Here is a 13,793-nt window from a genome sequence, read left to right as displayed (position 1 = left end):
AGGATTTAGAATAAATGAAATCATTGGTAATTGCGGAGAAGCCTTCCGTGGCAAGAGACATTGCAAGGGTTTTCCATTGTAATCAGAAAGGGAACGGAGTCCTGGAAGGAAAGGACTATGCTGTGACCTGGGCACTAGGACACCTGGTAACTCTGGCAGATCCTGAAGAATATGATAAGAAGTACATGAAATGGGATATGCAGACGCTCCCTATGATGCCGGATAAGATGAAGCTGGTCGTGATCCGCCAGACATCGAAACAATATCAGGCGGTCAAGACGCAGCTTTTCCGTAAGGACATCGGAGACATCATCATCGCCACAGATGCCGGAAGAGAGGGCGAACTCGTAGCAAGATGGATCCTGGACAAATCCGGATGCCATAAGCCAATCAGGCGATTATGGATCTCATCCGTGACAGACAAAGCGATCAAAGACGGATTCCAGAATCTTAAAGATGGAAGAGAGTACAATAACCTGTACAGAGCGGCTGTGGCGAGAGCAGAGGCAGACTGGCTGGTAGGAATAAACGGAACACGAGCCCTGACCTGCAAATACAATGCGCAGCTTTCCTGCGGTCGTGTGCAGACCCCTACCCTTGCGATCATAGCAATGCGCGAAGAAGAAATACGAAACTTCAAACCGAAGGATTACTATGGAATATCTTTACAGGCAGGAGAAGTACAGTGGACCTGGAAAGATCCAAAGAGCGGAAGCTTCCGTACTTTCCAGAAAGAACGTGCAGAGGAGATCACACAGAGCGTCCAGAATGGACAGATCGAGATCACTGCTATCACAAAGAAACCAAAGAAGACAATGGCACCGGGGCTCTATGATCTGACAACTCTCCAGAGAGAGGCAAATCAGAAATACGGATTTTCTGCCAAGGAAACCCTGAATATTATGCAGCGCCTTTATGAAAATCACAAAGTCCTGACCTATCCGAGAACAGATTCACGTTATATCGGCAAGGATGTAGTCCCGACACTCAAAGAAAGACTCAAGGCCTGCGGTACAGGTCCGTATCGTAAACTGGCAGGAGCACTTCTGAACAAACCGATCCGCACAAATGGAAGTTTTGTGGACGATAAACGGGTCAGTGACCACCATGCGATCATTCCGACAGAGCAGTTCGTGCAGCTTGACCATATGACAAACGAAGAGCGCAAGATCTATGATATGGTGGTAAAACGCTTCTTAAGTGTTCTGTATCCGCCATTTGAATACGAGCAGACTTCAATGGAGGGGACAGCAGGCGGTTATACCTTTGCTGCCAACGGAAAGACAGTCTTAAGTGCCGGCTGGAAAGAAGTCTACGAGGGTGGATTCCAGGAAGAGGACGACACAGAAGAAGAAAAACTCAAAGACCAGAAACTTCCTGTCTTTGAAAAGGGACAGAAACTTCGTATCACACAGGTACACCTGAATTCCGGCAAGACCAAAGCCCAGGCACGTTTCACAGAGGCAACACTGCTTGCAGCGATGGAAAATCCAGTCAAATACCTTTCCACGAAGGACAAACAGGCTGCAAAGACTCTGGGAGAAACGGGAGGACTTGGAACCGTAGCAACCAGGGCAGACATTATAGAGAAACTTTTCCACAGCTTTATGATGGAAAAGAAAGGCAACGAGATCTATCTGACTTCCAAAGCAAAACAGCTTCTGGAACTGGTTCCGGAGGACTTAAAGAAACCGGAACTGACAGCAGACTGGGAAAAGAAACTTTCTGACATTGCGAAAGGAAAACTTAGACAGGACACCTTTCTGAGTGATATCCGCGACTATACAAATGAGATCGTCAGTGAGATAAAAACGGGACCGGGAACATTCCGGCACGATAACCTGACGAACAAGATCTGCCCGATCTGTGGCAAGCGTCTTCTGGCAGTCAACGGAAAGAACAGCAAGATGCTGGTCTGCCAGGACAGAGAGTGCGGCTACCGTGAGACGATCTCACGAACAACAAATGCCCGCTGTCCGAAATGCCACAAGCGTATGGAAATGCTGGTCAAAGGCAAAGAAGAAACCTTCGTATGTGCCTGCGGTTACAAAGAAAAACTGTCTTCTTTCCAGGCAAGACGAGAGAAAGAAGGGGCAGGAGTCAAGAAACGTGATGTCCAGCGATACCTGAAACAGCAGCAGAAAGAAGCCAACGAGCCGGTAAACAACGCTTTTGCACAGGCGCTGGCAGGACTGAAACTCGACTGATACAAAACTACAAAATAATTAAGATAAAGGAGAAGCCGTTATGCCTGTATTTGATTTCAGCAATGCAACAACCGAAAAGAAAGATCCGGAATGCACCTACACCACATTCCGCTCCAATGAAACAAAACCATCTCCGGAGAAACCGATCCTGGTCCTGGACAACACAAGCCGCCAGTGGAATCATCATTCCTGTGGCGTATTCTCTAATCCAAACCAGAAATCTTCTTTTGAATTCAAAGAAGAGGATGGCGTATTCCCGGCAGATATCCTCAAGATCGATGCACGTTTCGTAAGCCTTGTCAAATGGCTTGGTGAAAACCATATCAGTGTACGATTATCAGGACAGAATACTGGAGAAGGCTATGCAGTCTACAAGATCCGAGAGACCGCATTCGGAGGCGGCACCAAGCTTTCTGCAGAGGATGGATTTCTTCAGTTTATGATCGAGCGTCTGCTCGCAAGCAATGCACCGACAGAACTTCCAGAGAACGAGGACGAGAATGAAGAGGGCGACAACATGAAGCTCACCAGTATCCAGAGCATCACAGACTTTATGACCTGTGCGGGAAGGACCATGCCGGATAACATCCGCCTCTGGGCAAGACGAAACCTTGCCGTAGCACGTTCCCATGAGGTCTCTCAGGAAGAAAGAAGACATGCACAGAGAGCACTGTCCATTATGATGAACATCCAGTGGAAGAATAATTACTTTGAATCCATCGACCCGGTAGAGGCACGCCGTATTCTTGACGAAGAACTTTACGGAATGGAGAAAGTAAAACAGAGAATCATCGAGACGATCATTCAGATTAACCGTACCCATACACTTCCGGCGTATGGACTTCTGCTTGTAGGACCGGCAGGAACAGGTAAATCCCAGATCGCATATGCCGTAGCACGTATCCTGAAACTTCCGTGGACAACTCTTGATATGAGTTCCATCAACGATCCTGAGCAGCTTACAGGAAGTTCCCGTGTTTATGCCAATGCCAAACCGGGAATCATCATGGAGGCATTTTCCATGGCAGGAGAATCCAATCTTGTATTTATCATCAATGAGCTGGATAAAGCAACCAACGGTAAAGGAAACGGAAATCCGGCAGACGTGCTTCTGACACTTCTCGATAACCTGGGATTCACAGACAACTACATGGAATGTATGGTTCCGACCGTCGGTGTATATCCGATCGCAACAGCAAATGACAAAGCACAGATCAGTGCACCGTTAATGTCCCGTTTTGCGGTCATTGAACTTCCGGATTATACAGCAGAAGAGAAGAAAGTCATCTTCTCCAAATTTGCCCTTCCAAAAGTTCTCAAGAGAATGAACTTAAGAGAAGAAGAGTGCGTGATCGCACCGGATGGACTGGATGCAGTGATCGAGCAGTTTGCGGATACTACAGGAATCCGTGATTTGGAGCAGGCGGCAGAGCATATCGCAGCAAATGCGCTGTATCAGATCGAGGTAAATAAGGTATCCTCTGTAACATTTGATGCAGAGATGGTGAAGAAATTATTTGAGTAAGGCGCAAAGATCAGTATATAAACAAAATAGTATAGAATACAGACAGGGAGCAGATCCATAGTGGAAATGCTCTCTGTCTGTATATTATCTGCGTAAATTGATATTGCAGATATGTTTCTTTGATTTTATCGGAAACTCTTGAGCCAGTTTACAAGAGAATCATGCCAGATGTTGTCATCGACAGTCTTTTTCATCTGATCGGTGACAGGTCCGTTGTTAGCCATCTTTGCAAGGATGGCAGCCTGGAGTTCTTCGACGGTCATGGCTTCCGGAGCCTTGTTCGGGTCAACCTTGACAGGTTCTTTTGCTGTGGATTTTTCTGATGCCTCGGTAACTTTTTCTTCTGTAGCGGCAGTTTCCTTTGTGGCAGTGCTGATAGTATTTACATCTGTACTTTCGGAAGCAGTTTCTTTTTCCTCTGTCTTTGTGGCAGATGTTTTTTCAGCAACTGTAGTCTCTTCAGCAACAGCAGTCTCTTCGGCAGCAGGAGTCTCTTCGGCAGCAGGAGTCTCTTCTTTGACAGATTCTTTAACAGCTTTTTCCTTCACCTCTACCTTGACAGGCGTGTACTCCGGCATATCACCGGCAGGTACCCAGATCTCACCGCTGTTTGCATGAACACATACATTGATGCGTTCGCCCTCGACAGAAACTTTCTGACCGGTCAGAGTGCCGACATATTCAGATGCATTTCCAGCAGGGAGGTTCATCCAAGCATCGTTGTCATCATTGTTGACAGTTACGACCACGCGCACACCGTCCAGATCACGGGCAAAAGCAAACTGGCGGTTAGTAAGCTGCAGTTCTGCATAACTTCCGTAGCTCAGAGCCGGGGTATTCTGTCTGATCTTTCCAAGAGCGGCAACCAGAGCTGTACATGGATTTGTTTCTTTCGCATCTGCGTAGTCTGCAAGAACCAGGGCAGGTCTCAGGCTGTCATCAGAGGAACGTTCCTTGCGTCCTTCAATTCCAAACTCAGAACCATAATAGATACTTGGAACTCCCGGAAGAGTATAAAGAAGTACATGAACCGGATTAAAATGCGCTTTATTGGACAGTTTGGTGTAGATTCGTTCTACATCGTGATTGTCAACAAAGTTGTACAGATCAAGATTTCCCATGTTCTGGAGATATTTCACTGTATGTGCGATCTCGAAATAGTTATGGTCATTGTGTCCACTGTAAAGAGCTTTGTGCAGAGCATAGTTTGTGACACTGTGCAGTGTCTCGCCATTTACCCAGCGGCTGTAATCGCCATGGATAACTTCACCCATCAGCCAGAAATCAGGTTTGACTTCCTCGGCAGTACGGCGGAGTGCACGCATGAAATCAAAATCCAGGACATCAGCGGCATCCAGACGGATTCCATCGACATCAAACTCAGAAACCCAGTAGCGGATCACATCACAGATATAATTCTGAACTTCCGGATTTCGCTGGTTCAGCTTGACAAGCAGATTGTATCCGCCCCAGTTGTCATAGGAAAATCCGTCATTGTATTCATTGTTTCCCCAGAAATTGACATTGCAGTACCAGTTAAGGTACTGAGAATGTTCGCGGTTCTTCTGGATATCCTTGAATGCAAAGAAATCACGTCCTGTGTGGTTGAATACACCGTCGAAGATTACTTTGATGCCTTTTTCGTGACATGCTTTGACAAAAGCGGTCAGGTCTTCGTTTGTTCCAAGACGGGAGTCAAGCTTCTTATAATCGGTGGTTTCATAACCATGTCCGACACTTTCGAAGAGAGGTCCGATGTACAGGGCGGTGCATCCGATCTCTTTGATGTGGTTGATCCATGGGAGGAGAGTGTTCAGACGGTGGACAGGAGTGGTGTACTCATTCTGTTTCGGTGCACCGCAAAGTCCAAGTGGATAGATGTGATAAAAAATTGCTTCATTGTACCAACTCATAGGTTATCATCTCGTTTCGTAGTTATTTTTTTATCGCCGGAATGCTGCATGAAACAGAACATGCCCGGTAAAAAATAATGGGGCTGTCCGTATGTACGGCAGCCCCTCTTTGGTTCAAATATGAAATTATAACTGAGGACCAGCAGCAACAAGTGCTTTACCAGCTTCATTTCCTTCATATTTAGCGAAGTTCTTGATGAATCTTGCAGCAAGATCTTTTGCTTTTTCTTCCCACTGAGCAGCATCTGCGTATGTGTCACGTGGGTCAAGGATTCCTGTATCAACGCCTGTAAGTTCTGTAGGAACTTCAAAGTTGAAGTATGGAATTGTCTTGGTAGGAGCGTTGTTGATATCTCCGTTGAGGATAGCATCGATGATACCACGAGTGTCTTTAATGGAGATACGTTTGCCTGTTCCATTCCATCCTGTGTTAACGAGGTAAGCTTTTGCTCCGCTCTTTTCCATTTTCTTAACAAGCTCTTCTGCATATTTGGTTGGGTGCAGTTCCAGGAATGCCTGGCCGAAGCAAGCTGAGAATGTAGGTGTAGGCTCTGTGATTCCACGCTCTGTACCAGCAAGTTTTGCTGTGAATCCGGACAGGAAGTAGTACTGTGTCTGAGCTTCTGTCAGGATAGATACTGGAGGAAGTACGCCGAATGCATCTGCGGACAGGAAGATTACGTTCTTAGCTGCCGGTGCAGAAGAGATCGGGCGAACGATTTTTTCGATGTGGTCGATCGGATAGGAAACACGAGTGTTCTCTGTTACGCTCTTATCGTTGAAGTCAATCTTTCCGTTTGCATCAACTGTTACGTTCTCAAGAAGAGCGTTACGTTTGATTGCATTGTAGATATCTGGCTCAGATTCTTTGTCAAGGTTGATAACCTTAGCGTAGCATCCGCCTTCGAAGTTGAATACACCGTTGTCATCCCAGCCGTGCTCGTCATCACCGATCAGGAGACGTTTCGGGTCTGTGGAAAGAGTTGTTTTACCTGTTCCGGAAAGTCCGAAGAAGATAGCGGTGTTTTCACCGTTCATGTCTGTGTTTGCAGAGCAGTGCATGGAAGCCATTCCTTTAAGTGGAAGGAAGTAGTTCATCATAGAGAACATACCTTTCTTCATTTCTCCGCCGTACCATGTGTTTACGATAACCTGCTCTTTAGTTGTGATGTTGAACATTACAGCTGTCTCAGAGTTCAGACCAAGTTCGTTGTAGTTTGTAACTTTTGCTTTGGAAGCATTGTATACGATGAAATCTGGCTCGAATGTTTCAAGTTCTTCAGCTGTTGGTTTGATGAACATGTTTGTTACGAAGTGTGCCTGCCATGCAACTTCAACGATGAAACGGATTGCCATACGAGTGTCTTTGTTAGCACCGCAGAATGCATCAACTACGAAAAGTCTCTTGTTGGAAAGTTCTTTTTTAGCAAGATCCTTAACTACTGTCCATGCTTCCTGAGTAGCCGGATGGTTGTCGTTTTTGTATTCATCAGAAGTCCACCAAACTGTATTTTTGGAGTTCTCATCCATAACGATGTATTTGTCTTTAGGAGAACGTCCGGTGTAGATACCTGTCATTACGTTAACAGCGCCGAGTTCTGTTTCCTGGCCTACTTCAAATCCTTCAAGACCTGCTTTAGTCTCTTCCTCAAATAATACTTCATAAGAAGGATTGTACACAATTTCAGTTGTGCCAGTGATGCCATACTTAGTTAAATCGATTTTTGCCATCTTACATTTACCTCTCTTCTTTAATAGAGCCATCTACATGCTGGCTTCCTATAACCTCTAAGAAGTGGAACGCGCCAACTTCTCATAGAGTTAATTATACATAATTCATCAATAAAAGCAATAAAAAAACCATTAAATTTTGAAAAAATGATAATAATTTAACACTTCATGTCATGTTTGGGCAGTGATTTCAGCATTATCCTGCTTTCTTGACATAAGTATTCCCCAAATGTACAATGAATAAAAAAAAATCTTCTATATATAATATAGAAAGCATTTGCTGGCATCACCAGGCAGAAATATCATCAGAAAGGACGGGAATCTTATGAAGCAGCTTTACACAAGATGGGGAAAAAATCTCGACAGGGATCATGTGCTGGAGGAATATCCGAGACCACTTCTGATGAGAGAAGATTATCAGATCCTCAATGGCTGGTGGGATTATGCTTTTACTATAGACAATAAACAGCCACAGCAGTATGAGGGCAGGATCCTCGTGCCGTTTTCGCCTGAGACAGCTCTTTCAGGAGTCGGACGTCAGCTTAAACCAGATGAATATCTGTGGTACCGGAGAAATTTCGATCTTCCGGGCTGGGACAGAGAAAAGGGGCAAAACCGCATCCTGCTCCATTTCGGTGCGGTAGATCAGTCCTGTGAAGTTCGGATTAACGGACATAAGGTGAAACGTCATACGGGAGGATATCTTCCGTTTGAAGTGGATATTTCCAGATACGCGCAGGAAAGCGCAAATGAACTTATAGTAGCTGTCAAAGACTTGAGTGATACTTCCTACCATTCGAAGGGAAAACAGAAACTTAATGCAGGCGGCATGTTTTATATCGCCCAGAGCGGCATCTGGCAGACAGTATGGCTGGAAAAAGTGCCGGAAACCTACATAAAAGAAATAAAAACAGTTCCGGATATCGAGAAAAAGATTATCAGGATTAAAGTAAGTTCCAGTTATAGTACAGATAAAAAGAATGTGGATAAACTTTCCAGAAATTTTCCGATAGAAATAAAAATACGAAAACCAGGACTTTATCCAGATCCGGTAGTGAAACCGTCACAGATTTCTACAGAGGATATGCTGGAAACAGCAGTACAGGCTGTAAGTGACAAATGGATCGAGATCCCGATTGAGTCCATTTCTCTGTGGAACTGTGAAACTCCGTATCTTTATTATTTTGAAGTAAAGTTGGGAGACGACAGAGCCATCAGCTATTTCGCCATGCGGAAGTTTTCTCTGGAAACGAAAGTTCATGAGGAATTCCCGCGGATCTGTCTTAACGGCGAAGTACAATTCCAGAATGGCGTGCTCGACCAGGGATACTGGCCGGAGAGTCTGTACACGCCGCCATCTGATGCAGCGATGATCTTTGACATCCAGGAAATGAAAAAGACCGGCTTCAACATGGTGCGGAAGCATCTCAAGATCGAGCCGCAGAGATGGTATTATCACTGCGACAGACTTGGAATCGTAGTCTGGCAGGATATGGTCAATGGTGGAAGTTACTATAAACACTGGTTTGTAACTTACGGTGCGACTCTGCTTTCCTGGCTTCGGATCCCAATGCGTGACGTTTATCCGAGACTGCTTTCCAGAGAAGCAAAAGCCGGCCGCCTGGAATTTATCTGGGAAATGAAAGAGACGATCCGGCTTCTTGGAAATCATCCCAGCATTGCGGCATGGGTGATCTTCAACGAAGGCTGGGGACAGTTTCAGACAGAGGATATGACCAGGATCGTCCGCAGACTTGATCCGAACCGGCTGATCGATCAGGCAAGTGGATGGTTTGACCAGGGAGGCGGAGATTTTTCCAGCCTGCATAACTATTTCTTCAAACTGTTCATCCGCCCGGAACGAGAGAGGGCTTCCGTTCTTTCAGAATTTGGCGGTTACAGCTATCGGGAACCAGGTCACTGTGCAAAAGAAAAACTATACGGCTATGGAATCTGCAAAAACAAAAAAGATCACGAGAAGCGTTTCCTCGAAAGATGGAGTGGTGTGCGAAATCTGATCCCACAGGGATTAAGTGCCAGTATCTACACACAGTGGACAGATGTGGAAGAAGAGGTCAACGGTGTTTTTACTTATGATCGTGAAGTGCGGAAGATCGAGCCTTTTCAATAAAGAATAAAAAATCAGCTACCGGACGCTGAGTTTCCGGTAGCTGACAGTAAAGTAGATGATTTCTGCGATCGATGTGATGATCCATGAAAACAGATACAGAAGAAACAGTGCCGGGATGGTGTGGACCCAGGCAAAGATCGTGTAGATCCATATGATACGGAAGACGCAGGAGCCCATGATGATAATGATCGTCGGGATGATGGTCTTTCCGATCCCACGGGATGCGGCGATCGTACAGTCCATAAAAGAGGACACACAGTAAGAAAACGCCATGATCTTGATCCGCTGCATGCCGGCATCGATAACGGCAGCATCCGTGGCAAACAGCGACAGGAACTGATGACCAAAGAGAAAGAGGAGCAGTCCAAGGATCAGTCCTATACTGAAGGAATAAAACAGGCTGATAAAGTAACTCTTCAGAACTCTTTTTTTGTTTCTTGCACCGTAGTTCTGGCTCATAAAACTGGAACATGCGATATAAAAAGCATACATGACATTATAAATGATCGTGTCCGCATTGGTAGCCGCCGCATTTCCGGAGACCATATAGGTATCAAAGGAATTGACACCGCTCTGCACGAACAGGTTTGCGATCGCAAAGATCGCATTCTGGATACCTGCCGGGACCCCGATCATCAGGATGGCAATGCTGGTGTCCTTGTGCAGTCTGACTTTTTTCAGTGAAACATGGCATTCATCCCTGCGGCGAAGCAGATGCGTCATGATCAGAGCGGCAGAAGCATACTGTGCGATCGCAGTAGCTGTGGCAACACCCGCGGCTGCCATATGTAATACGATGACAAAAAACAGGTTCAAAATAACATTCAGAACACCGGCTGCAGCCAGATAATAAAGCGGGCGTTTCGTATCTCCGCGGGCACTTAACACTCCATTACCAAAGTTATAAACACCCATCGCAGGAAGACCGACCGCGTAAATCTTCAGGTAAAGGGAAGCCTGCCCGATCAGATCATCCTTGGTGTTCAAAAGTTTAAGCATCCCGCCGGAAAAGAAGAAGCACACAGCACCGACCAGCAGTCCCATCAGTGCACAGAGGAGCAGAGCTGAATGAATGGTGTCCTCAGTGACCTGTCGGTCCCCGGAGCCAAGTGCGTGGGCGACCCGGACATTAACACCGCTGCCCATACCAATCAGAAATCCCACAAACAATGTTACCAGCAGCGTCGTAGAACCGACCGCTCCAAGTGCCTTATAATCTGCGAACCGGCCAACAACAGCAACGTCGCTTAAGTTAAAGATAACTTCCAGAAGCTGAGAGCACATCAGCGGAATACTGAACAGAAAAATATTTCTCCACAAAGAGCCCGTCGTCATCGTGATCGAACGGGCCTTTTTCTTTGAATTTTTACACATAACATAAACCTCGATATTGATTGATTTTCTCACCTGTCTTTAAGATACGACAGGATTCGAGGATTGTAAAGAGGATATACAAAAAAAGTCAGGAAGATAAAAAAACTTTATTTTTGTGAAAATTTATTCCTTATTTTTCCTGCGATATTCACCGGGAGTCATCCCGTAAGTTTTCTTGAAAGTACGCATGAAATGTTCCGGGCTTTCATATCCGACAAGTTCACAGATCGCAGGGTTGCTCAGGGAAGTTTCCCGCAGTGCACGGCACGCCTGATTCAGCTTGATATCCCGGATGATCTGAAGAAAAGTTTTTCCGGTACTTTCTTTGATCAGGGTGCTGAAATGGGAAATACTGTAACCAAAATGGCTGGCTGTCTCGCTCAGCGTAACTGTCTGGTAATGCTGGTTCAGATAGTTCAGGATCTCTGTGACAGAATTTCCGGCAGTATCCTTTGTAAGTATGGATTCGATATCGTTCTCGTGATAACGAAGCAGCATCGCCCAGAACATGACCAGCATGGAGTTGAGAAAGGTATAGCTGTATTTCTCGTGGCCGAGATACTCAATATAGAGATTTTCCAGCATATCTCGGATCCGTACATCATCTCCACTATGGAAGATCAGATAATTTCCCTCCGTCTTGCGGTACAGCACATGTGCAAAAAACTGCGCCAGGGCACTGTCAGCCGTCAGTGACTGGAAGAAAGTAGACTGAAACGTCGTACTGCGCACCAGGATATTAAAAGCCGTGCTGTCATCAAAGATCCCGACACTGTGCGTGGTATTCGGCGGGATGATGCAGATATCACCCGTATGCAGCGTGTGCCGTATCCCCTGGATCGTAGTATCAGCAGTGCCGTCATACACACAAAGGATCTCAAAAAATTCATGCTTATGAGAAAAAACAGGCGTGTAGCGGTAGTGCTTGTAAAGCATGATATTCTCGACCGTATCCTGAAAGAAATCTTTTTCTTCCATATAAGGAGACCAGGATCCGCTCAGAAGTTCAGGAACATACAGGTGATGTTCCAAAATAAAGTTTCGATCCAGATTGAGGCAGTAGTCCTGAAATGTCTCAGAATCCTTCTTTTTTTGTAAATAAAGTTTTTTATAAAAGGCTTCATCTTCATTGTAAGAAAAGATGTATTTCCGAAATTCTTCTCTGGTAAGTTTCATATAGAACCTCTCCCTTATTATGTAATAAAAGTATAGCGCATATCTATCGAAAAAAACATCACTGTTTTACAGAAAAAAAGACAATTGGAAAATACAGCAGAAAAAGGTAAAGTGATATATAGAAAAAATTGGAGGAAAAAGCAGAATGCCAGCAGTAAGTATTGATTTAAATATGGTTCGAGTAACCAATGATGATTTTGTAAAAAAAGCAGAAGCGTGTGCACCGGAACTTATCAAGACAGTAGTCCGTCCGGTTTCTATCGTAGATATCGTAAAGACAGAGGAGGTTTTTCCGCAAGTTTCGAAAAAAGATGACATCGAAAATCTTTCCACCTATCATATGGCAAAAGGCGACAGGATCTGCCTGGATTTCGGTGATCATCAGGTAGGATATGTCACTCTGAAACTGAATTCTGTGGGAAGCCCGCAGGATGCACCGGCATTTTTCAGACTGAAATTTGGTGAGATCGCAAAAGAGATGACTGAGGATTCTGCAGATTATGATGGATGGATCAGCCGTGGCTGGATCCAGGAAGAATTCATCCATATCGATGTCCTTCCGGCAGAACTGAAACTTCCAAGAAGATACGCATTCCGTTATATGGAGATCGAGGCAATCGATACCTCACTGAAATGGCAGATGGTAGTGGAAGATGTATACTGCACCAGTGTTTCTTCTGTCCGCATGGAAGATGTGAAACCGGTAGAGAGTGATGACGAAATGATCCGTAAATTGGACAAAGTCAGCCTTCGTACCCTGCACAACTGTATGCAGTCCGTTTTTGAGGACGGACCGAAGAGAGACCGCCGTCTGTGGCTCGGAGACCTGAGACTTCAGGCACTTGCAAACTACGAAACATTCCACAACATGGATCTGGTAAAAAGATGCCTGTACCTGTTTGCAGGACAGACAAAAGACAACGGTCAGGTAAGTGCCTGCCTGTTTACAGAGCCAAAATTTATCGTAGATGATACCTTCCTTCTGGACTATTCCATGTTTTTCGGCGCAACACTTCTGGATTACTATGAGGCATCCGGCGACAGAGAAACGCTGGAAGATTTAAGCAAATGTGCATACCGCCAGATGGAGATCGCCGGAGAGCAGTTTGATGCGAGACATCTGATGAAAAACGGCGAAGGATTCTGGGGCTTCATCGACTGGACGGAAGGACTGAACAAACAGACTGCAATGCAGGGCGTTTACATCTACTGTGCAAAAAAAGTACAGAAGATCGCAGAGATCCTTGGAGATACAGCAAAAGCAGAAGAACTTGCAAAAGAAGCAGAAGAAAAGACTGCAGCAGTCAGAAAATATCTTCTGGATGAGAAAACAGGCCTGTTCGTAAGTGGCGAGGAAAAACAGATCAACTACGCAAGCCAGGTATGGCTAATCCTTGCAGGTGCAGTCAGCATCGAAGAAGGCAGTGCAATGCTCGATAAGCTGGATGAGCTGAAACCGGAAAAAGGAATGGTCTCTCCGTACATGAACCATCATTATGTGGAAGCACTTCTGATGTGCGGCAAAAAAGACCAGGCAATGGAATACATGAAATATTACTGGGGCGGCATGATCAGCCACGGTGCAGATACCTTCTGGGAACTCTACAATCCGGAAAACCCGGCAGAATCCCCATATGGAAGCAGCATTGTAAACAGCTACTGCCACGCATGGAGTTGCACACCGACTTATCTTCTCAGAAAGTACTTTAACTAAATAAACAATAAGCAGGGCGGGT

At 45.4% G+C, this 13,793-nt stretch carries 8 protein-coding genes; 4 read left to right on the top strand and 4 right to left on the bottom strand.

Annotated features, from left to right (window positions below; all coding sequences use genetic code 11):
- Positions 1–14 precede the first annotated feature (14 nt).
- Positions 15–2,207, top strand: coding sequence for a DNA topoisomerase III (locus DWX28_RS03905; RefSeq protein WP_118251905.1), 2,193 nt, complete (start codon positions 15–17; stop codon positions 2,205–2,207).
- A gap of 40 nt (positions 2,208–2,247) precedes the next feature.
- Positions 2,248–3,732, top strand: a complete 1,485-nt coding sequence (locus DWX28_RS03900) for an AAA family ATPase (RefSeq protein WP_022213676.1) — start codon at positions 2,248–2,250, stop codon at positions 3,730–3,732.
- A gap of 125 nt (positions 3,733–3,857) precedes the next feature.
- Here DWX28_RS03900 and DWX28_RS03895 read toward each other — a convergent pair whose 3' ends face one another.
- Both DWX28_RS03895 and pckA read right to left on the bottom strand, forming a co-directional pair.
- Positions 3,858–5,645 (bottom strand): alpha-amylase family glycosyl hydrolase, encoded by a 1,788-nt coding sequence (locus tag DWX28_RS03895; protein WP_118251904.1) that lies wholly within the window; start codon positions 5,643–5,645, stop codon positions 3,858–3,860.
- A 126-nt stretch (positions 5,646–5,771) separates the two neighbouring features.
- Positions 5,772–7,376 (bottom strand): phosphoenolpyruvate carboxykinase (ATP), encoded by a 1,605-nt coding sequence (gene pckA, locus DWX28_RS03890; protein WP_118251903.1) that lies wholly within the window; start codon positions 7,374–7,376, stop codon positions 5,772–5,774.
- Positions 7,377–7,701: 325 nt separating this feature from the next.
- Between pckA and DWX28_RS03885 the strand changes: the two genes are divergently transcribed.
- On the top strand, positions 7,702–9,507 hold the full coding sequence (locus tag DWX28_RS03885; protein WP_118251968.1) for a glycoside hydrolase family 2 protein: 1,806 nt from the start codon (positions 7,702–7,704) through the stop codon (positions 9,505–9,507).
- A gap of 15 nt (positions 9,508–9,522) precedes the next feature.
- Here the strand turns inward: DWX28_RS03885 and DWX28_RS03880 are convergent, their stop codons facing one another.
- Both DWX28_RS03880 and DWX28_RS03875 read right to left on the bottom strand, forming a co-directional pair.
- Entirely contained in the window at positions 9,523–10,881 is a 1,359-nt protein-coding gene (locus tag DWX28_RS03880) for an MATE family efflux transporter (RefSeq protein WP_118251902.1), read from the bottom strand.
- A 123-nt stretch (positions 10,882–11,004) separates the two neighbouring features.
- Positions 11,005–12,057 (bottom strand): AraC family transcriptional regulator, encoded by a 1,053-nt coding sequence (locus tag DWX28_RS03875; protein WP_118251901.1) that lies wholly within the window; start codon positions 12,055–12,057, stop codon positions 11,005–11,007.
- A 145-nt stretch (positions 12,058–12,202) separates the two neighbouring features.
- Here DWX28_RS03875 and DWX28_RS03870 point away from each other — a divergent pair, with 145 nt between their 5' ends.
- Positions 12,203–13,771, top strand: a complete 1,569-nt coding sequence (locus DWX28_RS03870) for an alpha-L-rhamnosidase-related protein (protein ID WP_118251900.1) — start codon at positions 12,203–12,205, stop codon at positions 13,769–13,771.
- Positions 13,772–13,793 lie beyond the last annotated feature (22 nt).

It is taken from the genome of Blautia sp. AF19-10LB (assembly GCF_003461245.1).
GTDB lineage: Bacteria > Bacillota > Clostridia > Lachnospirales > Lachnospiraceae > Blautia_A > Blautia_A intestinihominis.
This window is presented reverse-complemented; position numbering and strand designations above follow the sequence as displayed.